The 22,760-nt window shown below is 71.4% G+C and carries 24 protein-coding genes and 2 pseudogenes; 9 read left to right on the forward strand and 17 right to left on the reverse strand.

The annotated features are described in order from the left end of the window. Window positions 1–3: 3 nt before the first annotated feature. Window positions 4–813 (reverse strand): ABC transporter ATP-binding protein, encoded by an 810-nt coding sequence (locus ACIGWZ_RS28855; RefSeq protein WP_400069623.1) that lies wholly within the window; start codon window positions 811–813, stop codon window positions 4–6. A 274-nt stretch (window positions 814–1,087) separates the two neighbouring features. On the opposite strand from ACIGWZ_RS28855, the gene ACIGWZ_RS28860 reads away from it, so the two are divergent. Next, a complete protein-coding gene (locus ACIGWZ_RS28860; protein WP_400069624.1) occupies window positions 1,088–2,299 on the forward strand; it encodes a sensor histidine kinase in 1,212 nt (403 codons plus the stop codon). Further along, window positions 2,287–2,958: a response regulator gene (locus ACIGWZ_RS28865; RefSeq protein WP_400069625.1), complete on the forward strand. Its 672-nt coding sequence runs from the start codon at window positions 2,287–2,289 to the stop codon at window positions 2,956–2,958. Before ACIGWZ_RS28860 ends, ACIGWZ_RS28865 begins: the two co-directional genes overlap by 13 nt. 216 nt (window positions 2,959–3,174) lie before the next feature. On the opposite strand, the gene ACIGWZ_RS28870 is transcribed toward ACIGWZ_RS28865, so the two are convergent. Both ACIGWZ_RS28870 and ACIGWZ_RS28875 read right to left on the reverse strand, forming a co-directional pair. Continuing rightward, window positions 3,175–3,606: a hypothetical protein gene (locus tag ACIGWZ_RS28870; protein ID WP_400069626.1), complete on the reverse strand. Its 432-nt coding sequence runs from the start codon at window positions 3,604–3,606 to the stop codon at window positions 3,175–3,177. A gap of 87 nt (window positions 3,607–3,693) precedes the next feature. Further along, window positions 3,694–3,903 carry a hypothetical protein gene (locus tag ACIGWZ_RS28875; RefSeq protein WP_400069627.1) on the reverse strand — a complete coding sequence of 70 codons (210 nt, stop codon included), beginning with the start codon at window positions 3,901–3,903 and terminating at the stop codon, window positions 3,694–3,696. 237 nt (window positions 3,904–4,140) lie between these two features. On the opposite strand from ACIGWZ_RS28875, the gene ACIGWZ_RS28880 reads away from it, so the two are divergent. Together ACIGWZ_RS28880 and ACIGWZ_RS28885 are read left to right on the forward strand one after the other, a co-directional pair. Next, window positions 4,141–5,439: an MFS transporter gene (locus ACIGWZ_RS28880; RefSeq protein ID WP_400069628.1), complete on the forward strand. Its 1,299-nt coding sequence runs from the start codon at window positions 4,141–4,143 to the stop codon at window positions 5,437–5,439. 2 nt (window positions 5,440–5,441) lie between these two features. Continuing rightward, window positions 5,442–6,203, forward strand: a complete 762-nt coding sequence (locus ACIGWZ_RS28885; protein ID WP_400069629.1) for a thioesterase II family protein — start codon at window positions 5,442–5,444, stop codon at window positions 6,201–6,203. Window positions 6,204–6,266: 63 nt separating this feature from the next. Here the strand turns inward: ACIGWZ_RS28885 and ACIGWZ_RS28890 are convergent, their stop codons facing one another. After that, window positions 6,267–6,824 (reverse strand): ATP-binding cassette domain-containing protein, encoded by a 558-nt coding sequence (locus ACIGWZ_RS28890; protein WP_400069630.1) that lies wholly within the window; start codon window positions 6,822–6,824, stop codon window positions 6,267–6,269. Between the two features lie 913 nt (window positions 6,825–7,737). Then, complete coding sequence (locus tag ACIGWZ_RS28895) at window positions 7,738–8,112, reverse strand: GNAT family N-acetyltransferase (protein WP_400069846.1); 375 nt, start codon at window positions 8,110–8,112, stop codon at window positions 7,738–7,740. Window positions 8,113–8,233: 121 nt separating this feature from the next. On the opposite strand from ACIGWZ_RS28895, the gene ACIGWZ_RS28900 reads away from it, so the two are divergent. After that, window positions 8,234–8,854: an L-threonylcarbamoyladenylate synthase gene (locus ACIGWZ_RS28900; RefSeq protein ID WP_400069631.1), complete on the forward strand. Its 621-nt coding sequence runs from the start codon at window positions 8,234–8,236 to the stop codon at window positions 8,852–8,854. A gap of 206 nt (window positions 8,855–9,060) precedes the next feature. Here the strand turns inward: ACIGWZ_RS28900 and ACIGWZ_RS28905 are convergent, their stop codons facing one another. After that, on the reverse strand, window positions 9,061–9,516 hold the full coding sequence (locus ACIGWZ_RS28905; protein WP_400069632.1) for a DUF5997 family protein: 456 nt from the start codon (window positions 9,514–9,516) through the stop codon (window positions 9,061–9,063). Between the two features lie 58 nt (window positions 9,517–9,574). Between ACIGWZ_RS28905 and ACIGWZ_RS28910 the strand changes: the two genes are divergently transcribed. After that, on the forward strand, window positions 9,575–10,339 hold the full coding sequence (locus tag ACIGWZ_RS28910; RefSeq protein ID WP_400069633.1) for a LysR family transcriptional regulator substrate-binding protein: 765 nt from the start codon (window positions 9,575–9,577) through the stop codon (window positions 10,337–10,339). 104 nt (window positions 10,340–10,443) lie between these two features. On the opposite strand, the gene ACIGWZ_RS28915 is transcribed toward ACIGWZ_RS28910, so the two are convergent. The 4 genes from ACIGWZ_RS28915 to ACIGWZ_RS28930 all read right to left on the reverse strand — a co-directional run bounded on the left by ACIGWZ_RS28915 (window position 10,444) and on the right by ACIGWZ_RS28930 (window position 15,369). Further along, on the reverse strand, window positions 10,444–10,956 hold the full coding sequence (locus tag ACIGWZ_RS28915; protein WP_400069634.1) for an O-acetyl-ADP-ribose deacetylase: 513 nt from the start codon (window positions 10,954–10,956) through the stop codon (window positions 10,444–10,446). Window positions 10,957–11,006: 50 nt separating this feature from the next. Continuing rightward, window positions 11,007–12,419: a phytoene desaturase family protein gene (locus ACIGWZ_RS28920; protein ID WP_400069635.1), complete on the reverse strand. Its 1,413-nt coding sequence runs from the start codon at window positions 12,417–12,419 to the stop codon at window positions 11,007–11,009. Between the two features lie 49 nt (window positions 12,420–12,468). After that, window positions 12,469–13,407: an inositol monophosphatase family protein gene (locus ACIGWZ_RS28925; protein ID WP_400069636.1), complete on the reverse strand. Its 939-nt coding sequence runs from the start codon at window positions 13,405–13,407 to the stop codon at window positions 12,469–12,471. Between the two features lie 81 nt (window positions 13,408–13,488). Then, window positions 13,489–15,369: a gamma-glutamyltransferase family protein gene (locus ACIGWZ_RS28930; RefSeq protein ID WP_400069637.1), complete on the reverse strand. Its 1,881-nt coding sequence runs from the start codon at window positions 15,367–15,369 to the stop codon at window positions 13,489–13,491. Between the two features lie 89 nt (window positions 15,370–15,458). On the opposite strand from ACIGWZ_RS28930, the gene ACIGWZ_RS28935 reads away from it, so the two are divergent. Then, window positions 15,459–16,418, forward strand: a complete 960-nt coding sequence (locus ACIGWZ_RS28935) for a hypothetical protein (RefSeq protein WP_400069638.1) — start codon at window positions 15,459–15,461, stop codon at window positions 16,416–16,418. 36 nt (window positions 16,419–16,454) lie between these two features. Further along, window positions 16,455–17,213 carry an SIR2 family NAD-dependent protein deacylase gene (locus ACIGWZ_RS28940; RefSeq protein WP_400069639.1) on the forward strand — a complete coding sequence of 253 codons (759 nt, stop codon included), beginning with the start codon at window positions 16,455–16,457 and terminating at the stop codon, window positions 17,211–17,213. A gap of 89 nt (window positions 17,214–17,302) precedes the next feature. Here ACIGWZ_RS28940 and ACIGWZ_RS28945 read toward each other — a convergent pair whose 3' ends face one another. Further along, window positions 17,303–17,539, reverse strand: a complete 237-nt coding sequence (locus tag ACIGWZ_RS28945; protein WP_400069640.1) for a chaplin — start codon at window positions 17,537–17,539, stop codon at window positions 17,303–17,305. A 385-nt stretch (window positions 17,540–17,924) separates the two neighbouring features. On the opposite strand from ACIGWZ_RS28945, the gene ACIGWZ_RS28950 reads away from it, so the two are divergent. Further along, entirely contained in the window at window positions 17,925–18,989 is a 1,065-nt protein-coding gene (locus tag ACIGWZ_RS28950; protein ID WP_400069641.1) for a lipoyl protein ligase domain-containing protein, read from the forward strand. A 36-nt stretch (window positions 18,990–19,025) separates the two neighbouring features. On the opposite strand, the pseudogene ACIGWZ_RS28955 reads toward ACIGWZ_RS28950, so the two are convergent. From ACIGWZ_RS28955 to ACIGWZ_RS28980, 6 genes and pseudogenes are all read right to left on the reverse strand, one after another. Beyond that, a pseudogene (locus ACIGWZ_RS28955) lies at window positions 19,026–19,199 on the reverse strand (TIGR03842 family LLM class F420-dependent oxidoreductase); the annotation flags it as partial. Between the two features lie 56 nt (window positions 19,200–19,255). Continuing rightward, window positions 19,256–19,510 (reverse strand): annotated as a pseudogene (locus ACIGWZ_RS28960) (MauE/DoxX family redox-associated membrane protein); the annotation flags it as partial. Continuing rightward, on the reverse strand, window positions 19,507–20,133 hold the full coding sequence (locus ACIGWZ_RS28965; protein WP_400069642.1) for a hypothetical protein: 627 nt from the start codon (window positions 20,131–20,133) through the stop codon (window positions 19,507–19,509). The gene ACIGWZ_RS28965 and the pseudogene ACIGWZ_RS28960, both read right to left, overlap by 4 nt. Continuing rightward, window positions 20,124–21,590: a hypothetical protein gene (locus tag ACIGWZ_RS28970; RefSeq protein WP_400069643.1), complete on the reverse strand. Its 1,467-nt coding sequence runs from the start codon at window positions 21,588–21,590 to the stop codon at window positions 20,124–20,126. Before ACIGWZ_RS28970 ends, ACIGWZ_RS28965 begins: the two co-directional genes overlap by 10 nt. Next, window positions 21,587–22,444 carry an ABC transporter ATP-binding protein gene (locus ACIGWZ_RS28975; RefSeq protein ID WP_400069644.1) on the reverse strand — a complete coding sequence of 286 codons (858 nt, stop codon included), beginning with the start codon at window positions 22,442–22,444 and terminating at the stop codon, window positions 21,587–21,589. Before ACIGWZ_RS28975 ends, ACIGWZ_RS28970 begins: the two co-directional genes overlap by 4 nt. Further along, the gene (locus ACIGWZ_RS28980; RefSeq protein WP_400069645.1) at window positions 22,441–22,656 is read right to left on the reverse strand and encodes a hypothetical protein; all 216 of its coding nucleotides are present in this window, start codon (window positions 22,654–22,656) and stop codon (window positions 22,441–22,443) included. The genes ACIGWZ_RS28975 and ACIGWZ_RS28980 overlap by 4 nt, the downstream gene beginning before the upstream one ends. Between the last annotated feature and the right edge of the window lie 104 nt (window positions 22,657–22,760).

Below are 22,760 nucleotides of genomic sequence, written 5' to 3' on the forward strand. Positions count from 1 at the left end.
CGTTCACCGCTCCCCGAGCCCGGCCAGCGTCCGTGCCACCGCGTCCGGTTCGGGGCGCTCCATCCGGCTGACGATCCGTCCGGCCTCGATGAACAGCGCCTCGTCGGTCCAGGACGCGGCCACCGGGTCGTGGGTGACCATCACCACGGTGTGCCCCTCGCGGTCCACCGCATCGCGCAGCAGCGTCAGCACATCGCGGGCGGTGACCGGGTCGAGGGCGCCGGTCGGCTCGTCCGCGAAGATCACGGCGGGGTCGGTGACCAGCGCGCGGGCGATCGCCACCCGCTGCTGCTGGCCGCCGGAGAGCGTCAGCGGCGAGTCATCGGCCCGGTCGGCCAGCCCCACCGCGGCCAGGACGCCCAGCGCCCGCTCCCGTACGCCCGGGTCCTCGGGCCGGTCGCCGCCGAGCAGCAGCGGCAGCGCGGTGTTCTCCGCAACGGTCAGCGACGGCACCAGGTTCAGCGCCTGGAAGACGAAGCCGATCCGGTCCCGGCGCAGCCGCGTCAGGCCCGCCTCGCCGAGCTTGGACAGATCGGTCTCGCCGATCCGTACGGTGCCCGAGGTGGGCCGGTCGAGCCCGGCGGCACACTGCAGGAAGGTGGTCTTGCCGGAGCCGGAGCGGCCCATGACCGCCAGGAACCGGCCGCGCCGCAGGGTGAGGCTGACGTCGTCCAGCGCATTGACCGAGCGGCCGCCGCGGCGATAGCGGCGGGTGACCGATTCCAAGGTCAGCGCGGCCGCCGGGCCGGGGGGCGCGGCCGTCTGTCCGCCGGCCGCCGCCGTGGCACGTTTCGCCGTGCGAAGCCTGACCATGTGTGCCCTCCGGGCCTTGTCCGACCGGCTCTTCCCGGTCTCGTCCGCGCCACCCGACCGCTGTCGTCCACGATGGCTTCCTGCCTGTTGTGAACGGTATGGATCACGGCCCGCGGACGCGATGGAGCGCACACCCGTCCCGGGGTTCAGCCAGCTCCACCATCGCCCGGGGTGACCGGGCCACCGCGCGGTCGCTCCTGCGCCGTTAGCGTGATCCGTATCCTCACCATGCGCCGGGACCGGCCGTGCGTCCCGCCCCCCGAGGGAGCCCACGATGGACGACTTCACCACCCAATTACGCAACTCCTGGCACGCCGGTTACTACCTCTACTTCGGTATTCCGGTGGCCTGGCTGTGCTTTCTGACCGCCTTCCTGGTGCCGATCGGCCTGCTGTTCACGCTGTTCCTGATCGGCGCCCCGGCGATGCCGGAGATCGTCCGGCTGCTGCGCAGACTGGCCGGATACGAGCGGGTGCGCGCCGGAAGCTGGCTGGGCACGCCGGTCCCCGAGGAGTACCTCCCGCTCGACGGCGCCACCGTCGACCGGCTGCGTCTGGCGCTGACCGACCCCGGCACCTGGCGCGACACCCTGTGGCTGCCGATGGCAACCTTGACCCACCTCCTCTTCAGCGTGCTGACCCTGCCGTTGTGGCTGACCGGGCTGCTGGTGGACGGCCTGGGGATGGGCCTGGGCGGCGTCCTCGCCCGGCGCCGCGAGGCCGCGTACGGCGTGCCCGCGGCCCCCCGCCGGTCGCTGCTGCTGCGCCACATCGTGAGCCTGGCCGACACCCAGGCCCGGTGGACCGCGGCGCTGCTGCGCCCCTCGGCCTCGGCGCGGCTGGCCGAACGGGTCGCCGAGCTGTCCGAGAGCCGGGCCGGTGCGGTGGAGGCGCACAGCGCCGAACTGCGCCGTATCGAACGGGACTTGCACGACGGCGTACAGGCGCAGCTGGTCGCGCTGTCGGTCCGTATCGGTCTGGCCAAGCAGCAGGTGCGCAGCGACCCGGACGCCACGCTGGCGCGCCTCGACGAGGCCCAGGCGGGCGTCGAGGGTGCCCTGGCGGATCTGCGGCACGTGGTCCGTACGGTCCATCCGCCGGTCCTGACCGACCGCGGGCTGGCCGGTGCGGTGCGGGCCCTGGCGGCCTCCTCCGACATCCCGGTGGAAATGAGCCTGAATCCGGTGGAGAACGGCCGCCGGCTGCCCGCATCGGTCGAGGCCGCGGCGTACTTCGTGGTGGCCGAGGGGCTGACCAATATTCGCAAACACTCCCAGGCCACCCAGGCGTCGGTACGATTCACCCGGGGCAACGGACTGTTGAAGGTGACCGTGACCGACGACGGTCGCGGCGGCGCCGATGAATACGGCGGCAGCGGCCTGGTCGGCATCCGCCGACGGGTCGCCGCACTCGACGGCACGACCAGCCTCACCAGCCCCAAAGGCGGGCCGACCAAGCTGAAAGTGGAGCTGCCGTGCGGATCGTGATCGCGGAGGACAATGCGCTGCTACGGGAGGGCATGGTCCTGCTGCTGACCAGCAACGGCCATGAAGTGGTGGCCACTTGCGCGGCCGGTCCCGAGGTGATGCCGGCGCTGCGCGAACACCGCCCCGACGCCGCGGTCCTGGACGTACGGCTGCCGCCGAGCTTCCGCGACGAGGGCCTGCGCGCCGCCGTACAGGCCCGGCAGGAACTGCCCGACCTGCCGATTCTCGTGCTGTCCCAGTACGTCGAACAGGCCTATGCCGCCGAGCTGCTGGCGCAGGGCGCCCGCGGGATCGGCTATCTGCTCAAGGACCGGGTCGGCCGCGTCGAGCAGTTCCTGGAGGCGCTGGAGCGCATCACCAGCGGCGGCACCGCGCTCGACCCCGAGGTCGTCACCGAGATCGTCAGCCAGAAGGCCGCCGCGCGGCCGCTGCAGGGCCTGACCCCGCGCGAGCACGAAGTGCTGGAAATGATGGCGCAGGGCCTGGCCAATGCCGCCATCGCGGAGAAACTCGTAATTACCGAACGCGCGGTGAGCAAACACATCCGCGGCGTCTTCGACAAACTCGGGCTGCCCCCGGAAGGCGGCAGTGTGCACCGCCGGGTGCTGGCCGTACTGGCGTATCTGGGGAACAACGCGCCGGAAAGCCCGGCGATCTGAGAAAGCCCCGCGTGCCGAGAACACAGAAATCCGAGCCGAAGACGAGGCCGTAAACGAAGCGGCGGACCGGGCAGCAGACCAAGCGGGGCACAGAGCGCGAAAAAACCCGGGTGTCCGGAGACGGGGGGCTCCGAACACCCGGGTGCGGGAATTCCCGCGCGGCCCCAACGGGGGATGGCTGACCGCGCCGGCAATCCCGGTTCGTGGGACGGCTTCCTACAGATAGTCGCCGACGGATGTGCAGGTGCTGCGCAGCTTCTTCAGCCGCTTGTTCTGGTCCGCGACATAGTCCGCGACGGAACCGGGCGTCCGCTCCGCGGGCGTCGTCCGGCGCAGTGCCTTCGCGGTGTCCTGCGCGGCCTGACGGATCTTCTCGTCGTCCGTCTTCTTCGCCAGCGCGTCCAGCTTGTCGGCGCGGTCCTTGACGTCCTTTTCCGCGGCCGCCGCGTCCTTGGGATGCGGATCGAACAGCGCCACGTCCAGGATCTTCAAGCAGGTATCCCCTCGGTCGAGGGCCTTTTGCGGCGAATTCTCGCAGGCGACCATGCCGAATACCGTCGGGACCACGATGAGGGCCGCGACCGCCGCCCTGGTGGCGGTCTCCCACTTTCCGCGCAGAGGGCCCTTGCGGGCCAGGGACGCATTCATGCTGCTGTTCTCCTCGGAAGGTCTGTCCGGAAGTCTGTGGGGTGTGGCCCGGTGCGATGCCGGTGGTGCGGCCTCGGTGCGAGCGGCTCAGTCGTCGGCACTGCCGGCCCGCTGCCAGCGCACCACTCCCCAGAGGAGTGCAAGGGCATCCAGGGTGAAGCCCGCGATCATCACGGCGGTGTGCGTGCCACCGGTGACCGCGTGCGAAATCACCGACGTCAGCATGGCGCCCGCGAAGAAAACGAACAGCGGGGGAACGATCCAGCCGGCGCCGCTCTTGCGGTTCGTACGTGCCATGAGAAGTCTCCAGTCGTACCGTCGTCTCGCACGGCCCGGGGCCGCGCTGTCTGCCATCAATGGTGTCCGAGCGGCCGGCGCCGGTCAGTACACCGCACCCCCGAACCGGGGTGGAGCCTGCACCACCATCACGGGTTCAGCGAGCGGGGCGCTCCCGCGATCACCCTCCCCACCAGGGCAGTTCCGCTCAGGCTTAAACACCTGCCGCGCCCGGAACGCCGATGACAGCATGCGCCCATGACCGTCCCGCTGCGCCGCAATAGCAACTACCACCTGCTGTGGGCCAGCCAGGCGCTCTCCGAACTCGGCGCGCAGATCTCGGTGTTCGCGCTGCCGCTGCTGATCCTGATGCTCACCGACTCGGCCGTCAATGCGGGCGCGGCGGGCGCCGTCAGCGCCCTCACCCGGCTGGTCGTCCTCATTCCGGCCGGTGCGCTGATCGACCGCTGGCGCCGCAAACGCATCATGCTGCTGTGCGAACTGGCCCGGGTCCCGATGATGGCCGGGCTGGCGCTGGCGCTGCTCGGCGACGGGGTCTCCTTCGCGTACATCGTGGCCGTCGCGGTGGTCGACGGTGCGGCCGCCGCGATGTTCGCCCCCGCCGAGGAGGCCGCGCTCCCCCAGGTCGTCACCCGGGACCAGCTGCCGACGGCCGTCTCGGTCAGCGCGGCCCGCAGCTATATCGCCACCCTGGCGGGCCCGGGCATCGGCGGCTTCCTCTTCACCGCCCACAAGGCCCTGCCGTTCCTGGTCAACGCGGTGACCTATGCGGGCTCGTTCGTGATGCTCCTCTTCCTGCGGCTCAAGGAACCGGGACCGACCGCGTCCGGCACCGGCACCGGACGGGGCTCCCTGGGACGGGAGATCCGCGAGGGCATCGGCTGGATCTGGCACCGTCCCGTGATCCGGGCGAGCATGCTGGTCGCGGTCGGCGTGAGCGTCTGCTTCAACGCGCTCTACCTCATCGTTCTGACGGTCGCGGAGCGCGCGGACATCTCCGCCGCCGAGATCGGCGCCATCGGCGTGCTGGTCGGCGCCGGCGGCCTGGCCGGCGCCCTGCTGGCGCCCCGTATGCACCGGCTCCTCACACCCCGCGCCGCGATCATCCTGCTGGGATGGCTGGGCGCCGCCCTCACCCCGCTCCTCCTCGTGCGGACCAACGGCTACCTCTTCGGTGCCGTACTGGCCGCCATCGCCTTCCTGGCGCCCACCGTCCAGACCGCGGTGGTGACCTACCAGATGTCCCGCACGCCCGACCGGCTGCGCGGCCGGGTCAGCGCGGCGCTGGGGCTGGCCGGTGGCGCCGCGGGCGCCGCGGGGCCGCTGCTCGGCGGGCTCCTGGTGGATGCGACCGGCCGCACCACGGCCGTCCTGGCCTGCAGCGGCGTTCTGCTGCTGGCCGCGCTGGCCGCGGGCCTGAGCCCCGCACTGCGCACGTTCACCTCCGTCAGCGGCGAACCGGCCCCGGAGGACGGCGAGTTGATCGCCGTAACTGCCTCGGACACTTCGGAACCCTCGGAACCCTCGGAAAGGTGACCATGCCCGTCAACCCACGCCTCGCCACACCGCGCTGGGCGGTCGCCCGCCCGGCGCGGCCCGCGGCGGCCGTCCGGCTGTTCTGCTTCCCCTACGCCGGCGGCGGCTCCAGCATCTTCACCTCGTGGAGCCGCTTCCTGCCCGAGACCATCGAGGTCTGCCCCGTACTGCTGCCGGGCCGCGAGGAACGCTTCGGCGAACCGCCCCGGACCCGGGTCGAGGAACTCGTACCGCAACTCGCGGAGAACCTGGCGGGCTGGTTCGACAAGCCCTTCGCCTTCTTCGGCCACAGCATGGGCGGCGAGATCGCCTTCTCCCTCGCCCGGCACCTGTGCCGGAGCGGCCCCGCCCGCCCCGCGCATGTCTTCGTCTCCGGCTGCGTCCCGCACCCCAGCCCGGTCCTGCGGCACACCCTGCCCGACGATGAACTGCTGGCGGAGATACGGAAGATGAACGGCGCCCCGCCCGAGTTCCTGGACAACCCCGAGCTGATCGAGTTGCTGCTCCCGATGCTGCGCGCCGACTTCGCCCTCGCGGAGAACTGCGTACCGGCCCCGAACGCCGTGATCCCCGTGGACCTCACCGCCTTGGCCGGATCCACCGACCCGGAGGCCACCCACCAGCAGGTCCAGGACTGGGCCCGGCACACCGGCGGCCGCTTCACCTCGCACGAACTGACCGGCGATCACTTCTTCCTGCGGGAGGCCGCCCCGTTGCTGGAGATCGTCGGCCGGACGCTCGGCCGACAGGCCACCGGCCGCTAGCTCCCCGGCTGCCGGCCCCCAGCGGCCGGCAGCTCAGCGGCCGGCAGCTCAGCGGCCGGCAGCTCAGCGAGCGGCGCCGAAGCCGCCGGCCCGCTCCAGGCACTCCCTGATCTTCTGCGGGCCGGCGTCGGCGACCATGTCGACCACCGCCCCGTCGTTCAGGAACACGACGGCATCGGCCCGCGCCGCCGCGGCCGGTGCCGTCGTCGCCATGACCACCGCAACACCCCGGTCCGCCACGGCACGCCGCAGCGCCGCGCCGCACTCCTCCGACGCCTCATCGGCGAGCAGCAGCGCGGGACGGCGGGCGAGCGCGGCCTCCAGCGACGAGGGGTCCCCCGGCGCCGGACAGGACACCACGACGTCGCCCTCGGACCCGGCGCGGCGGCTCAGGGACCCGGACGTCGGCTGCGTCTCCCCGGAAAGACACTTCAGGAGAGTCGTCTTTCCCGACTTCTCCTTGCCCATTACGGCAAGGAACACCCCGGCCCTTACCGCGAGGTTCACACCGCGCAGCCCGTACACCGGACCGGCGGCCGAGTCATAGATTTTCGTTACGTTATCGAGCGTGACGAGGTCGGGCGCGCGGTCGATAAATTCACTCGACTTCACGTAGCTCATCGATGCCTTCTCCTATACCGCGGCGAAATGTTCCGCCCCCGCGCCCTGCCTGACGTATCAGATGCGCCCAACATACCTATTCCGAGCAACACCGAACAGGGGGTTCACAAGTGGGTCGCTGGTACAGGTAGCTCACCCAAGACCGTAGTGCGAGCACCCTCTCCCGCCCCGGCGCGTCCTTGCTCACCAGCGCCGAAACCGCCGGACCTGGCACCGTATCAAACCCGCGGCCGGGCCTCGCCCCCCTCCGCCGTTACTCCCGTTTACCCGGCACACGGGTCTCTTGTCTCGGCTGCACCCGTTGGCCGGGAGTGTCTGTTTGACGGCACATCACCCCCTTACGGATTCCACCCCAGGAGGCCCGGAAGAACGTCGAAGGCCCCAGGATGCAATTTCGGCCGCACCGTGGCGAGAAAGGAGCCGGAATATACAGACGGCCCGGACGCCACTTCACAAACCCCTCACATATCTCTGCGCGCGTCGCCCGCTATCGCCGCGGGTATCGTGCCCCTATCGACTCGCGTTTCGGCCGTGTTTCGGGTTGCCCGCGGCCGGCGCACCGGTCGATATACGCCGCACCGGTGATATCCGGCCGTAACTCGGCCTTCCGGGACTCCATTGACCACATTGCGAGACGCGGCGCGAATTTCGGCCTCCGGGGCCGGATTCGATCGCGCCCTAAGGGCTGTCCCGTAATGCCTGGTGGATCAGCGCACGGCGTCAGATGCGGTGCATCGCAAGGCGGAGGGACGTCCGGATACTGGGCGTATCCGGATGTTCCGACAACGCGGCGAGGCGCCGTAGCTGTCGTCGTGCGCCCGCCAGGGATTACGGGACAGCCCCTAACGGCCCGCCGCAAAACCGCATCGGGGGAACGCCGCGCGGCGTGTCCTCCGCCACACCACCGGCGCGGTCACCCGGCTCCTTTGAAACGGCGGTATCCCCCGACCGCCCGACCCAACTCCCGTTCCCCCACCGCCTCCTTTCCGCTCTTCTCCTCCGTCGGCCGGAAGCCGAGCCCCAAAGAGAAAGCCTCCGGGCCGTCCCCTGGGTGCCAGGTGACGGTAAAGCGGGTGCCGCCACCACGGCGGACCTCGGCGTCCACGGACTCGACCGCGAAACGGCCGTAGCCGCGGCCCTGTTCATCGGCCGCGATAGCGAGGCGCCACATGCCGGAGCGGATATCGGTACCTTTGCCGTCGCCGGCGACGTCGGGGTGCGCATACGCCTCGGCGAGGGATTTCACGACCGGAGCGACCAGGTGCTCTGAGTCACTCCGCACCCTCAGGCCGAGCGCGGCGGCAACCGCGCGGCCTCCGCCCGTTCGCCACGTCCCCCGCTCGGGACCCGCCGGGCGCCGTCGCCGTGCCCACCCGAGCACGGATGTCCCGACCGCCTAGACTCGGCGGATGGCGAAGTATTTCGACGTGCACCCAGAGAATCCTCAGCGGCGCACCATCAGCGGCGTGGCTGACAGTATCCGCTCCGGCGCGCTCGTCGTGTACCCGACGGACTCCTGTTTCGCACTGGGATGCCAGCTGGGCAGTCGCGACGGCATCGACCGGATCCGATCGATCCGGAACCTCGACGATCGTCACCACTTCACCCTCGTGTGCCAGAACTTCGCGCAGCTGGGCCAGTTCGTGCACATCGACAACGACGTGTTCCGCGCGATCAAGGCAGCGACGCCCGGCAGTTACACCTTCATCCTCCCCGCGACGAAAGAGGTGCCGCGCCAGCTGCTGCACCCGAAGAAGAAGACGGTCGGAGTGCGGATCCCGGACCATGTCGTCGCCCAGGCCCTGCTCGCCGACCTCGGTGAGCCGCTGCTCTCCAGCACGCTGCTCCTGCCCGACGAGGACGAGCCGATGACACAGGGCTGGGAAATCAAGGAACGGCTCGACCACGTGGTGGACGCCGTGATCGACTCGGGCGACTGCGGCACCGAGCCGACCACGGTGATCGACTTCTCCGGTGGCGAACCCGAGATCGTACGCCGGGGAGCAGGCGACACCGCCCGGTTCGAGTAGCCGCGCCGCGGGCCGCGCCGCGTAGCGGGCACGGACGGGTGCCCGGTGCCGATGGCGTCACGGCCCGGGGCCCGCCGGGGTTGTGGTGGGACGGTCCGTGGCCCCCGTGCCGGTGAGCCGGCCCGGTGGGCGCCACAAGATCATTGGGCCGATTCCGGGACGACGGCCGGGCTCGTGACGAGCCAGGACGTCATCGGGGACGGCGGTCAGGAACGCGGGCCGCGCGCCTGTCCGCCGCGCTCCGCCTTCTTCTCCACGTTCTTCTTCTCCGCGCTCTCCCCCGCGGCCTTCTCCTTCTGCTTCTCCTTGATGCGCGCCGTTTCCTTCCGGACCTCGGCCTGGGTGGCGCGTTCCTTCTGCAGCCACTCGGGCTGGTCGTTCTTCAGCGCGTCGATCTGCTCGGTCGTGAGGGCCTCGGTGATACCGCCACGCGCGAGACCCGAGATGGAGATGCCCAGCTTCGCCGCGACCACGGGGCGGGGGTGCGGGCCGTTGCGCCGCAGTTCCACCAGCCACTCGGGCGGATCGGCCTGCAGCGCGTTCAGCTCGCTGCGCGAGATGACACCCTCCTGGAACTCGGCGGGGGTGGCCTCGAGGTACACACCCAGCTTCTTCGCCGCGGTTGCGGGCTTCATTGTCTGGGTGGTCTGGTGCGACGTCATGGTGTCAAGAGTAACGAGCGTGTGCGATGCCCCCGAACACGACCGGTAACCTGGCGGAGTGACAGGCTCCGACACACCTCCTTCGTTCCGGCTCGCATACGTCCCGGGCGTGATGCCGACCAAGTGGGTGCGGATCTGGCACGAGCGGCTGCCCGACGTGCCCCTGACCCTCGTCCCGGTCGCCTCCGGCGAGGCGTCCGACCTGCTGCGGGACGGCGGCGCCGACGCGGGTTTCGTGCGGTTGCCGGTCGACCGGACGTTCTTCAGCGCGATCCCCCTGTACACCGAGACGACGGTGGTCGTGGTCCCGAAGGACCACCTCGTGGCGGCGGTCGACGAGGTGTCCGCCGAGGATCTGGCCGACGACATCGTGCTGCATCCCCTCGACGACACCCTCGAGTGGCAGCACCTGCCGGGACGGCCCGCGTACGAGCGCCCCGCCACGACCGCGGACGCCATCGAACTGGTGGCAGCGGGGGTGGGGCTCCTCGTCGTCCCGCAGTCGCTCGCCCGACTGCACCACCGCAGGGACCTCACCTACCGGCCGGTCACGGACGCCCCCCAGTCGAGCGTCGCGCTGTCGTGGCCGGAGGAGGCGACCACCGACAGGGTCGAGGACCTGATCGGTATCGTCCGGGGGCGGACGGTCAACAGCACCCGGGGACGCGCCGCCGCCCCGGCACAGCCGAAGCAGCGCAAGCGCCCCGACACGGGCGGCGCGCGGCAGAAGCCCGCGGCCGGCAGGTCGACCGGCAAGAGCCCTCGGGGCGGTTCCGGCGGCCCGAAGAGCGGCAAGCGCGGCAAGCCCCGCCGCCGGTCGTAGCCGGTACGGCGTCCCGGCCACGCACGCCGGGTGCCGAGCGGTCCGTCCGGCGCGCTTCGCGCCCACCCGGGCGCCATCCCTGCGGACCCGCTGCCGCACCGGTGTCATTGCACCTGCGCAGCGAACGCCGCATACGCCCGCTCGTCGAAGAGGACGAACCGCACCTCTTCCACGGCCGTCTCCGTGGCCCGCACCGTCTCGACCGCGATCCGGGCGGCGTCCTCCATCGGCCAGCTGTAGACGCCGGTGGAGACGGCCGGGAAGGCGACCGTCCGTGCGCCCAGTTCGTCGGCGACCCGCAGCGCCTCGCGGTAGCAGGAGGCCAGCAGGTCGCTGCGGTCCTCGGAAGCCGAGAACACCGGGCCGACGGTGTGGATCACCCAGCGGGCGGGCAGCCGGCCCGCGGTGGTGGCGACCGCCGCGCCGGTGGGCAGGCCCCGGCCGTACCGAGAGGCGCGCAGGTCGCGGCACTCGGCGAGGATCTCCGGGCCGCCGCGGCGATGGATCGCGCCGTCCACTCCCCCGCCTCCCAGGAGGGAGGAGTTGGCCGCGTTGACGACGGCGTCCACCGGCTGCTCGGTGATGTCACCCCGGACGAGGGTGAGGGAGGTACTCATGGTGCCCGAGCGTAGACAGGGGTGTAGCGGACGGCCAGTCAGTTGAGGGGTCAGCGGCGGCGTTCGCGCAGGCGGCGCCAGACGGTCTTGGCGGCGTAGTGGCCGGACATGCCGTGGACGCCGGGGCCGGGCGGGGTGGACTGGGAGCAGAGGAAGACGGCGGGGTGCGCCGTTTCGTACGGGACCCGGGCGAGCTTGGGGCGGATGAGCAGGCGCAGCCCGGCCGCCGAGCCGCTGGCGGTGTCGCCGCCGACGTAGTTGGCGTTGCGGGCGGCGATCTGGGGCGGGCCGGCGACCGCGCGGGCCAGGACGAGGTCGCGGAAGCCGGGCGCGAAGCGCTCGATCTGCCGCTCGACGACGTCGGTGGCGTCGCCCTCCCAGCCGTTGGGGACATGGCCGTACGCCCAGAAGGTGTGCTTGCCGTCGGGGGCGCGGCTGTCGTCGATCAGGCTGGGCTGGGCGGTGATCAGGAAGGGGACGGAGGGGTCCTGGCCGGTCACGGCGGCGTCCAGGGCGGCGCCGATCTCGCCGCTGGTGGGGCCGATGTGGACGGTCCCGGCCCGCCGGGCCTCCTCGGCGGTCCAGGGCACCGGCTCCGCCATCGCGTAGTCGATCTTGAAGACGCTGGGGCCGTACTGCACATCCCGGTAGGCGTTGCCCAGGCCCGCGATGCGGGCGAGCGCGGTCGGTGAGGTGTCGAAGATGTACGCGCGGGCCGGCGGCAGGTCGTCCAGCCGCTTGACCTCGAAGTCGGTGTGCACCGCGCCGCCGTGGGCGAGCAGCAGTCCGGCGAGGGCGTCGGAGATGGCCTGGGAGCCGCCGCGCGGCACCGGCCAGCCGACCGCGTGCGCGGCGAGCGCGAACATCAGGGCGATGCCGGTGGTCCCGAAGGAGCCGAGCGGCGCGATGGCGTGCGCCGCGAGGCCGGCCATCAGGGCGCGGGCCTTTTCGTCCTCGAAGCGGCGGTTGAAGAGGCTGACCGGCTGCATGGCCGACAACCCGAAGCGGGCGTAGGTCACCGGGTCCATGGGCAGGCCCAGCCACTGGGTGCGCAGGAAGTCATGCGCCATGGATTCCCACTTGCCGATGAACGGCGCCATCAGCCTGCGGTACGTGCCGGCGTCGCGCGGCCCGAAGGACATCGCGGTCTGGCCCACGGAGCGGGCCAGCACACCGGCCGTGCCGTCCGGGAACGGATGGGCCAGCGGCAGGTCCGGGTGCAGCCACTCGAGTCCGTACCGCTCCAGGGGCATCGCGGTGAAGGCGGGCGAGCCGACGGCGAGCGGGTGCACCGCCGAGCAGGGGTCGTGGCGGAAGCCGGGGAGGGTCAGCTCCTCCGTACGCGCTCCCCCACCGATGGTGTCGCGGGCCTCGAAGACCTCGACGGACATTCCGCGGCGGGCCAGTTCGACCGCCGCCGTCAGGCCGTTGGGTCCCGCCCCGATCACGACGGCATCGAGCATCCTCGGCACCTGCGCCACTCCCCTCAAGTCCGACCCTCGTCGGTGAGGATCAGTTGGCGGCTGCCAGCAGTCCGAGGATACGCCGGGCCGTTTCGGCGTCCCGTGCCGCGGTGAACGGCAGCGCATTGCCGCCTTCGATCCTGAACGGCTGCCCGGCGACCGTACCGCTGGCGCCGCCGGCCTCGTGGACCAGCAGCAGCCCGGCGGCGTGGTCCCAGGAGTTTTCCCAGCTGAAGGCCGTGGCGTCGAGGTCGCCGCGGGCTATGTACAGATACTCCAGCCCCGCCGAGCCGCACGGGCGCGGCGCGATACCGCCGGTGTCCAGCGCCGCGAGCACCCGCTTCTGATCGTCGTCGGTGAAGTCGAAGTGGGAGGTGGCGACGTCGAGGACGGCGCCGGGGTCCGGGGATCCGGCCCGCAGCGGTATGCCGTTCAGCTCGGCGCCGGCGCCGCGGCGGGCGATCGCCATCAGGCCGAGGGCGGGCGCGTACGTCCAGGAGGCGAGCACCTCACCGCGGTGGGCGAGCGCGACGAGGGTGCAGAAGCCGGGGTCGCCGTGGACGAACTGGCGGGTGCCGTCGACCGGGTCGACTATCCAGACCGGGGCGTCGCCGCGCAGCGCGTCCAGTACGGAGGGGTCGGCGTGCACCGCCTCCTCACCGACCACCCGGGAGCCGGGCAGCAGGGCCGTGAGCGAGGCGGTGAGGTGTTCCTCGGCGAGCCGGTCGGCGACCGTGACGAGGTCGTGCGGGCCGTTCTTCTCGACGATGTCCTCGGCGGCGAGCTGCCGGAAGCGCGGCATGATCTCGTCGGCCGCGGCCTGGCGGACGGCGGCCTCGACGGCGGCCAGGTCCAGGGCGGAGAGATCGGGCGCGCAGACGTCCGGCGCGGTGCCGGGCGCGGTGGTCAGGGTGGCCGGGACCGTCGCGACGGCATCGGTGATATTCGTGATATCTCCCGAATCGTGGGTACGAAGTGCTTCGATCATGTGTCCATGGAACCACGCGGCACTGACACAACGACTGGACCGCAAGTGAACTCCCGGTGCCGCCGAGGGCACGGGACGGGGTCAGCGGCCGACCGCGTACCCCTGCATCCCCCGCGGGTTCGCCGCCGACGACAGCACACCGGTCTCCGGGTCGCGCGCGACCGCACACAGCCGCCCCTCCGACCAGGCATCGCCCACCGTGACCAGATGGCCACGCCGCCGCAGCCCGTCGATGACCGGGGCATTGATCCGGGACTCCACCGTCACGCTCCCCGGCCGCATCCGACGAGGGAAGAAGGATCCCGGGAAGGAGTCGTGGTGCCAGTTCGGGGCGTCGATGGCGCCCTGCAGGTCGAGGCCGCCGCGGACCGCCGGGCGCAGCGCCACGGCGAGGAAGAAGTGCAGCTGCCACTGGTCCTGCTGGTCGCCACCTGGCGTGCCGAAGGCCATCACCGGGACGCCGTCTTGGAGCGCGAGGGACGGGGTGAGGGTGGTCCGGGGGCGGCGTCCGGGGGTGAGCGTGTTGGGCAGGCCCTCCTCCAGCCAGGCCATCTGCAGCCGGGTGCCGAGCGGGAAGCCGAGGGCCGGGACGACGGGGTTGGACTGCAGCCAGCCGCCCGACGGCGTGGCGGAGACCAGGTTGCCCCAGCGGTCGACGACGTCGATATGGCAGGTGTCGCCCCTGGTGGCGCCGTTGCGGTCGGTCTCGGGCGCGACGGCCGCGGCGCCAGGGGCATCCGCCGCATCCGGGGCCGGCCCGCTCCCGACCGTCGGCTCGCCCGCCCCGGCCCCGGAGACGCCCGCGGCGAAGAGGCCCTCGTCCCCGGAGGCGGCCGCCGCGGCGTGCTTGCTCAGCCGCGGGGTACGGCCGTCCGGGCTGCCGGGCCGCAGCTCGTACGAGGCGCCCTCGCCGATCAGCGTGCGGCGGGCGGCGTTGTAGTCCGCGCCGAGCAGCGTGGCGAGCGGCACCTCACCGGCGCCCCCGTCCCAGGCATCGCCGTACCAGGCCTCGCGGTCGGCCATCGCCAGCTTGCCGCCCTCGATCAGCAGATGGACGTAGTCCGGGCTGCCGTAGTCGGGCAACTCCGGCGGCAGCAGGGCCAGTTGCTGAAGGAACGCCGGGCCCTGGGACCAGCCGCCCGCCTTGGCGACCGTCCAGCCGTGCCAGTCGTAGGTGACCGGGGCCTCGTACGTGGCGGAGAAGGCGGCCAGGTCGTCCCCGGTGAGCGTGCCCGCATGGCGCTCTCCTGAGGTGTCCATGGCCGGACGGGACGCGAAGTCGGCGAGCGCCTCCCCGATGAAGCCCTCGCGCCACACCTTGCGGGCGGCGTCGATGACCGCCTCGCGACCGGCCGCGGCGGCCTCCGCCTCCGCGACCAGACGTCGCCAAGTGGCCGCCAGCGGACGGTTCCTGAGGAGCCCGCCCGGAGCGACGGACCTGCCGCCGGGCAGGTAGATCTCGGCGGACGTGGTCCACTCCGTCTCGAAGAGCTCGCGGACCGTCTCCACCGTCGCGCCGATCCGCTCCACGGCCGGGTGGCCGTGCTCCGCGTACCCGATGGCGTAGCGCAGCACCTCGGCGAGGGGCTTGGTGCCGTGGTCGCGCAGCAGCAGCATCCAGGCGTCGAAGGCACCCGGCACGGCGGCGGCGAGCGGCCCGGTGCCGGGCACCAGGTCGAGGCCGAGCGCGGTGTAGTGCGCCACGCTCGCGCCGCCCGGCGCCGGGCCCTGCCCGCACAGCACCTGCACCGGGCCGCCGGCCGGGGCCAGCAGGATCGGCACCTCGCCCGCCGGGCCGTTCAGATGCGGCTCCACCACATGCAGCACGAAGCCGGCGGCGACGGCGGCGTCATAGGCGTTGCCACCGTCCTCCAGGACGGCCATCGCGGACTGCGACGCCAGCCAATGCGTGGTGGAGGCCATTCCGAAGGTGCCTTGGAGGGTGGGGCGGGTGGTGAACACGGGGTGGCTCCTTCGTTCCGTGACGGCGGGGTCCGGGGCGAGCGATACGCCCGGAGAGGTGCCCTTCGGCGGTCCCCTACCCTTCCCGTATGGCCATGCACCGCACGTCGCTGCCCCGCTCCGCCGAAGGAGTCCCGTGGGAGGGCCTGGCGCTGGCCGTGGACGGCCCGGCCCGCCCGCCGCTGCGCTTCGAGGTCGCGGACGGCCGGCGGATGGTGTTGTTCCAGGGCGAGCAGGTCGTGCTGCTGGCCCGGCAGCGCGTCACGCACTTCGGCGTGCACTACGCCCGCACCGGGCGGTACGCGTCGCCGTTGCCCCCACTGCGCGCCGGCCTCGCCCGCACGTACCGGGAAGCCTGCCCCGACGATGACGGCGCCTGGTTCGCGAGGTGGGCCCACCATTTCGCCGGCGAGCTGCGAGGAAGTCTCAACGGACCGCTGCACGAGGGGAGTTGGAACCTGCGCCCCGGCATGTCCGCGTACGCGATCGACGCCTTCTGGGAATCGCTGTGGCACGACCCGGACCGCGGCCACATCGCCTGGTTCTCCGGAAGCCCCCCGGAGGACAGCCGCGACGTCCTCCCGCTGCGCCCGCTGTCCGACCCGGACGCGGCGCGGGTGAAGGCCTATCGCCGCCAGTACCGCGAGGGCGTACTGCCGCCCGTGCTGCTCTGGGGCAACAGCGCGCTGGACTGCTCCGTGGTGCTGGACGGCCACGACCGGCTCCTGGCCGCGCTCGCCGAGGGCGGACGCCCGCCCGTGCTGCGCCTGAACCGGGAGCATCAGGTCGAGCAGCCCACGGCCTCCGCCCAGCGGCCGATCCGGGCGTACGAGGAACGCATCGCCCACCTCCAGCGGCAGCGGTCCGCCGGCGAGCCGCTCGCATCCTCCAGGATCGCGAACGAGGGCCGGCGCCTGGCGAAGGAGCTGCACGAGCTGTTCTCCGTCGCCCACCTCACCCGCTCCTGGCCCGTGCCCGGCGGAGCGGACGCCTGGGACGCGCTCGTCGCCGAGCACGCCCCCGGCTGGCACCCCGACACCGAAAACTGACGGGACGGCAGCGCGCCGACTGCGTACGCTCGCCCCATGACCGGCACCGACCCCTCGATCCCCGAGCCGCCGCCCCGCCGCCCCCTCGTCGCGATCCTGAGCGGGGCCGGAATCTCCACCGACTCCGGGATTCCCGACTACCGCGGCCCGAACGGGCTGTGGCGGCGCGACCCGGAGGCCGAGAAGCTGGTCACCTACGACACCTACATGGCCGATCCGGAGATCCGGCGGCGGTCGTGGCGGATGCGGCTGGAGAGCCCGGCGTTCCGCGCCCGGCCCAATGCCGCGCACGAGGCGGTGACGCGGCTGGATCGGTCCGGGACGCCGGTGCGGGTGATCACCCAGAACGTCGACGGGCTGCATCAGCTCGCCGGGATGCCCGAACGCAAGGTCCTGGAGCTGCACGGCACGGCGCGCGCCGTCGCCTGCACCCGCTGCCACGCCCGGTCCTCGATGGCGGAGGCGCTGGAACGGGTGACCGCGGGCGATCCGGACCCGGCGTGCCTGGTGTGCGGCGGGATCCTGAAGTCGGCGACGGTGATGTTCGGGGAGCGGCTGGACCCGGAGGTGCTGGGTGCGGCGCTGGCCGTGGCGAAGGCCGCCGAGATCTTCCTCGCCGTCGGTACCACGCTCCAGGTGCAGCCCGCCGCCTCGCTCGCGGGGGTGGCCGCCGACCACGGCGCCCGCCTGATCATCGTCAACGCCGAGCCGACGCCGTACGACGAACTCGCCGACGAGGTGATCCGCGAACCGATCGGCAGCGCGCTGCCCCGGTTGCTGGAGGGCCTGGGCTGACGGCCGCGACCCGGGCCGACGGCCCGTGACACAGCCGGCGAGGCCCCGGTCCGAAGACGCCGCTGCGGGGCCTTCGGACCGGTCCCGCGTCAGGCGTTGACGCAGGTGTTGCCGGAGGCCGCGTTCAACAGGGTGATGATGTCGATGCTGTTGCCGCAGAGGTTGATCGGGACGTGGAGCGGGGCCTGGATCACGTTGCCGGAGACGATGCCGGGCGAGCCCGCCGCTACGCCGGAGGCACCGGCATCGGCGGAGGCGGCTCCCGCGCCTGCGAGGACGGCGGCTGCGGTCAGGGCGGTGGCGGCGAGGACAGTACGGATACGCATGTGCACTCCCATGGGACGTGGATCCGGACCGGCGGTGCTCCTCGGCAGGACGGCCGGGGAGCGCCGGACCAGGGGAGGTTCTCCGGCACGATCCCGCGCAAAACGGCGGATGTCCCGAATTCCATCGAACCGGTGAGGCCTCCAACTCATGCCGAATGAAGGGCAGTTGGATCGCGAAGTCGGGTCACCGGCCAACTCTCCGGGCACTCCATGGGACCGGCGGGCGGGGAGTTACGGATGCTCGCCTCACTCACCGCACCCGACTCTGCTTTCCCGCCCCGCCCGGCGCCTCCTGCACCCCGGAATTCCTGGCATCCAATTACCGTTGGACGGGACAAGGACGTCATTTTGGGCGGGCGCGCCCGGTAGGCACGGAGGGCGCACGATGCACGGCGAGTACAAGGTCCCCGGCGGCAAGCTGGTGGTCGTCGACCTCGATGTGGAGAACGGGCTTCTGAAGAACGTCCGGGTCTCCGGAGACTTCTTTCTGGAGCCCGACGAAGCCCTTGCGCTGATGGACGCGGCCCTGGAGGGCGCCCCCGCCGATACGGACACCGCCTCACTGGCGGGCCGTATCGATGCCGCACTGCCCGAGTCGGCCGTCCTGTTCGGTCTCAGCACCCAGAGCGTGGCCGTCGCGGTCCGCCGCGCGCTGGCCCGGGCCACCGACTGGCGCGACTACGACTGGCAGCTCATCCGCGAACCGCCCCAGCCCCCGGCCCTCCACATGGCGCTCGACGAGGTGATCACCGCGGAGGTGGCGGCCGGTCGGCGCCCGCCGACCCTGCGGGTGTGGGAGTGGGACGCGCCGGCCGTGATCATCGGCAGCTTCCAGTCGCTGCGCAACGAGGTCGACCCCGACGGGGTCGCGCGCCACGGCGTCGCGGTGGTCCGTCGGATCTCCGGTGGCGGCGCGATGTTCGCGGAGCCCCGGAGCACCATCACGTACTCCCTCGCCGTCCCCGAGTCCCTCGTCTCCGGCCTGTCCTTCGCCGACAGTTACGCCTACCTCGACGACTGGGTCCTCGTCGCCCTCGGCGACATGGGCATCAAGGCGTGGTACCAGCCCCTCAACGACATCGCCACGGAATACGGCAAGGTCGCCGGCGCCGCCCAGAAGCGCATGGTCGCGCCGGACGGCGGCCCCGGTGCGGTCCTGCACCACGTGACCATGTCGTACGACATCGACGCCGACAAGATGCTCGATGTCCTGCGCATCGGCAAGGAGAAGCTCTCCGACAAGGGCACCAGGAGCGCCAAGAAACGCGTCGACCCACTGCGGCGCCAGACGGGCCTGCCGCGCGCCACGGTCATCGACCGGATGATCGCCTCGTTCCGCGGCCGCTACGGACTCACCGAAGGCGGCGTCACGGACGAGGAGCTGGCCCGCGCCCGGGACCTGGTGCGGACCAAGTTCGCGACCGACGCGTGGACCGCGCGCATCCCCTGACCGCACGCCGGCAGCCCGCTCGCCCACCGGCCAGGCGTTCACCGCGGGAACGACGTCCCTTCCGTACGCGTCGATCACCGCCTCCTTCGCGTCGTGCATCGCGTACACCGCGAACTGGTCCACTCCCAGGTCCCGTAGCCTCCGCAGCTTTTCGACATGGGCGGACGCCGGGCCGAGCAGGCAGAAGCGGTCGACGACGGCGTCCGGCACGACTGGCAATGAACTCGACGGCTGCGTCGAACAGCTCGGCCGATTGCCAGGGTGAACGCGCTCAGCAGGGCAAACGCCAGGATGAACGCAGTCGGAGCCGCAGCCCGTGGGCCGATGAGGGCGACCGTTGCGGCTTCGGCCATTACCACGGCCCAGGCTGCGGCCTTCGGGGGCAGCCCTGGTGCCAGGTCACCCACGGCTTCAACGAAGTCGGCGTACCGCGCCCGGGTACGAACTTTGCCGATGACCGAGGCGAGGAAGATGATGCCGATGTACACCTGGCACCCGAGGAGAACGTCGGCTGCTGTCATCGGGCCACATCCCGGTGGGCGAAGACGAGGGCCAACAAAGGCGCCGGCAGCACCGACAGCCAGCCCTGATGGATCTCGTCCCACCGAGGGCCGGCGGGGTAGGGCCAGACGTATTCCATGTAGGGGAGCGTGCTCACCGCTACGGCGAGGAGAGCTGCGGCCCCGATCACCGCGGCCATCCGTTCGGGCCGTTGCCGCACGGCGACGGCGGTGCAGGCCAGGCCGACGAGCAGGCTGACGGCCGCCTCGGTCACCAGCCCGGGAGTCTGCATTTCCGTGCCGTCGGCCAGTCGAGCCGTCAGGGCGAGGAAGGTTCCGGCCCAGGCGATGGCAGCCGCACCCACAACAAGCAGCGTGCGGATCCATTGCCGCAGCCACCGGGGCACCGGGGTCACCGCGGTGGTCACCGCCGCGGCGTCCACCAGGGCGAATCCGGCCGCAGCGCCGAGGAGAACGCCGGCCATTCGTAAGGTGATCGTGGCGTTTGCCGGTTCCACGGTGGAGCCGGGCGTTGTCGCCATTGCCAGACCGAGCGACACCACGGCCGCGGCGATGAGGGGTACCCAGTCGATGGCCCGGAGCAGGGGTAGGAGGAGGGCACCGGGAAGGCTGACTACTCGCATGGGGTCCTCTTGGGTGCCTCGGGGGCGACTGCGCGCTCCAGATGCAGGAGCGGCAGGGCCTGATCGATGGTGGTGGCGGGGGCCGTGAGTACAGACCAGTTCGACCAGATGCGCTCGCGGGCTCCAGGTTGCCCCAAAAGCCGGTGTGCATACGCCAGTTCGGCCGACCCGTAGTCCACCGCGCCGAGATCGGAGGCAGGTACCTCACGGTCCGACTGCTCGCCGTTGTCCGTACTGACGGAACTGTGGGTGGCCGTGGCGGGCAGCGGCTCCTCGGTCCGGCCGATCAGCCACAGTGCCACGACAGTCCTGGCCTGCCCGTGGGCATCGCAACCCGACGGCCCTGCGCCGCGTTGGGTTCCCCAGGGGAAGCCGGTTGCCGCCGCGGCCATCTGGCCTGCCAGGGCCCTTCGAGAGTCCCGCTCGGCTCCGTTACGCCCCCAGGACGTCGTGGTGAGGATGTTGTGGCTGGTGACCGTTGGATCGAACATGCCGGTACCGGCTCGCTGAGTGACGCCGGGCAGACGATGGCGGAACGCCGTCGGCACCGCGGCCACCACTGGCTCGACCGCGTCCCGCCAGAGCGGAATCCACCCGGCGTACGAGGGGAACGCGCAGTACCTGGTGCTCTGCAATGTTTCGCAGTGATCGGCACCAGCACTGACGGAGCGCGTCGACTTCCGCAGGTCTTCGGTGCGCGCCGCAGCGGTCGCGGCCGGCGAGTTCAGGGTCAGGGTGATGGCCACCACCACGGCCGCCGCGCTCCCCGCCGAGGGGAGGACAAGCCCAAGATGCCTGCCGTGCCGGAGCAGCGCCGCGGTCCCGATGGCCAGGGTCAGTGCGGCGACGTAGACGAGGTGCCAGGTGGGCGGCCGGACGGGGGCGATGGCGAGCTTCAGGTAGGGCACCATCGGGAGCAGCCAGGACTGGGGGAACTGGACCAGGGTCCAGAAGAACAGCAGGATGCACACGGGGGCCGCAAACAGGTTCGGGATCCATCGTCCGAGGGCTGCTCCCAGCGCCGCCATCAAGGCGACCAGCAGTACGCCGGCGAGCAGTTCACGCACGTCGAAGTGCCCGACCGGGCGGCTGTCGATCAGCAGTCCGGCCATCTGCATCCCCATGGCGATCGCGGCGTACGCCATGGCCACCAGTGGATACGCGACCAGTACGGCGAGAGTGCGGGTCTGTGCCCGAACCGGAAGCGGGTCCGTCAGCTCCAGGGCGTCCGACCGCCGGTCCCGCAGGATCGCCAGGTTGGCCGCCAGCATCGCGCCGGCACCGATCACGAGCGCCGAAGTGGCCGTGTCCACCGTCTCCACAGACCAGTTCGGCATCTCGTGCCAGGTGGAGACCGTCCGTCCGGTCACCGTCAGTAGTGTCAGCAGCCACAGCAGCGGGCTCCGCAAAGCGGTGCGCATCTCAGCCACGACGAGCGCGATGAGCGGCCGGCTCATGCCCCGGCCCTCGCTCCCGAGTCCAGGAACTGCAGGTACCCGTCCTCCACAGTGGGGGCGACCGCAGTGCCGCCCGGCGGGCGCTCGCCGACCACGCGGTACCGCCCGTCGGCCGTACGCCAGAAGACTTGGGCCGCCGCGGGCTTCGTGTCCGAGGCCCAGACCCGGCCGCTCGCCGCGTCGGCGAGCTCCGGCGCAGTGCCGTCGAACACCACCTTGCCCTTGCTGAAGACGATGACCCTGTCGCACAGTGCAGCGATGTCCTCCGTCTGGTGGGTGGAGAGCAGCACCGTACGGTCGTGGCCCAGGCGCGAGGTCAACGTGCGGAAGCGCATTCGCTGTTCGGGGTCGAGGCCCACCGTCGGTTCGTCGAGAATGAGGAATTTCGGGTCGCCGATGAGCGCCTGCGCGATACCCAGTCTCTGCCGCATACCGCCGGAGAGTTTGCGGACCCTGGTGCCGGCGGATTCGGTCAGATCCACCTCTGCCAAGACGCGCCGGACCTCGCCCTTGCGCATGCGCCGATCGGTGATTTCTTTGAGACGCGCGATGTAGTCCACCATCGCCGCCACAGTGAAATGCGGATAGAGTCCCGGGCTCTGCGGCAGGTAGCCGATGAGCTTGCGTAATTCGGTACGCTGCGAACGGTGCAACGGGTCGAGCCCAAGGATTTCCATCCGCCCGGAGTTCGGAGTCAGGGCGGTGGCCAGACAGCGCAGCAGCGTTGTCTTCCCCGCCCCGTTGGGGCCGAGCAGACCGATAACTCCCGCTCCGAGCTCGAGATTCAGCCCCTCGATAACTACCTTGGAGCCATACCTCTTGCCCAATTCACGTACCTTGACATGTGTGTTCATATCGAACTTTTCGGTAGACAGTCATCCCGCTGCAGCGATACCGGCAACGTGGGCACATTCAGGATGAAGAGCATCCCCAACAACGCTGAGCTGCCAGCCCTGTTGGAGGCGAAAAGGCCAGCACCCTGCGGCCCGTACGGCACGGCGCAGGACACTTGGCCGGCAACAGCCTTGCTGCCGTAGCGCTTGACGAGTTCGCGGACTTCGATCACGGTGTCGAGCCTGCCGGGCGTGGCCGTGTGCGGCATCAGCCCGTCGGCGGCAATCCCGGAGGCTCCATTGGTCCGTGGGCGTAATCCCGGGGGCCAATGCCTCC

The organism is Streptomyces sp. NPDC053427, from assembly GCF_044544985.1.
Lineage (GTDB): Bacteria > Actinomycetota > Actinomycetes > Streptomycetales > Streptomycetaceae > Streptomyces.

Excerpts from the sequence above, each read along its gene's own strand:
- ACIGWZ_RS28920 (WP_400069635.1), bottom strand. The coding sequence starts at position 12,419 with ATGCTCGATGCCGTCGTGATCGGGGCGGGACCCAACGGCCTGACGGCG.
- ACIGWZ_RS28875 (WP_400069627.1), bottom strand. The coding sequence starts at position 3,903 with ATGGCACGTACGAACCGCAAGAGCGGCGCCGGCTGGATCGTTCCCCCG.
- ACIGWZ_RS28935 (WP_400069638.1), top strand. The coding sequence starts at position 15,459 with ATGGCCATGCACCGCACGTCGCTGCCCCGCTCCGCCGAAGGAGTCCCG.
- ACIGWZ_RS28975 (WP_400069644.1), bottom strand. The coding sequence starts at position 22,444 with ATGAACACACATGTCAAGGTACGTGAATTGGGCAAGAGGTATGGCTCC.
- ACIGWZ_RS28965 (WP_400069642.1), bottom strand. The coding sequence starts at position 20,133 with ATGCGAGTAGTCAGCCTTCCCGGTGCCCTCCTCCTACCCCTGCTCCGG.
- ACIGWZ_RS28915 (WP_400069634.1), bottom strand. The coding sequence starts at position 10,956 with ATGAGTACCTCCCTCACCCTCGTCCGGGGTGACATCACCGAGCAGCCG.
- ACIGWZ_RS28890 (WP_400069630.1), bottom strand. The coding sequence starts at position 6,824 with ATGAGCTACGTGAAGTCGAGTGAATTTATCGACCGCGCGCCCGACCTC.
- ACIGWZ_RS28885 (WP_400069629.1), top strand. The coding sequence starts at position 5,442 with ATGCCCGTCAACCCACGCCTCGCCACACCGCGCTGGGCGGTCGCCCGC.
- ACIGWZ_RS28905 (WP_400069632.1), bottom strand. The coding sequence starts at position 9,516 with ATGACGTCGCACCAGACCACCCAGACAATGAAGCCCGCAACCGCGGCG.
- ACIGWZ_RS28860 (WP_400069624.1), top strand. The coding sequence starts at position 1,088 with ATGGACGACTTCACCACCCAATTACGCAACTCCTGGCACGCCGGTTAC.
- ACIGWZ_RS28925 (WP_400069636.1), bottom strand. The coding sequence starts at position 13,407 with ATGATCGAAGCACTTCGTACCCACGATTCGGGAGATATCACGAATATC.
- ACIGWZ_RS28940 (WP_400069639.1), top strand. The coding sequence starts at position 16,455 with ATGACCGGCACCGACCCCTCGATCCCCGAGCCGCCGCCCCGCCGCCCC.
- ACIGWZ_RS28945 (WP_400069640.1), bottom strand. The coding sequence starts at position 17,539 with ATGCGTATCCGTACTGTCCTCGCCGCCACCGCCCTGACCGCAGCCGCC.
- ACIGWZ_RS28950 (WP_400069641.1), top strand. The coding sequence starts at position 17,925 with ATGCACGGCGAGTACAAGGTCCCCGGCGGCAAGCTGGTGGTCGTCGAC.
- ACIGWZ_RS28900 (WP_400069631.1), top strand. The coding sequence starts at position 8,234 with ATGGCGAAGTATTTCGACGTGCACCCAGAGAATCCTCAGCGGCGCACC.
- ACIGWZ_RS28855 (WP_400069623.1), bottom strand. The coding sequence starts at position 813 with ATGGTCAGGCTTCGCACGGCGAAACGTGCCACGGCGGCGGCCGGCGGA.
- ACIGWZ_RS28970 (WP_400069643.1), bottom strand. The coding sequence starts at position 21,590 with ATGAGCCGGCCGCTCATCGCGCTCGTCGTGGCTGAGATGCGCACCGCT.
- ACIGWZ_RS28870 (WP_400069626.1), bottom strand. The coding sequence starts at position 3,606 with ATGAATGCGTCCCTGGCCCGCAAGGGCCCTCTGCGCGGAAAGTGGGAG.
- ACIGWZ_RS28880 (WP_400069628.1), top strand. The coding sequence starts at position 4,141 with ATGACCGTCCCGCTGCGCCGCAATAGCAACTACCACCTGCTGTGGGCC.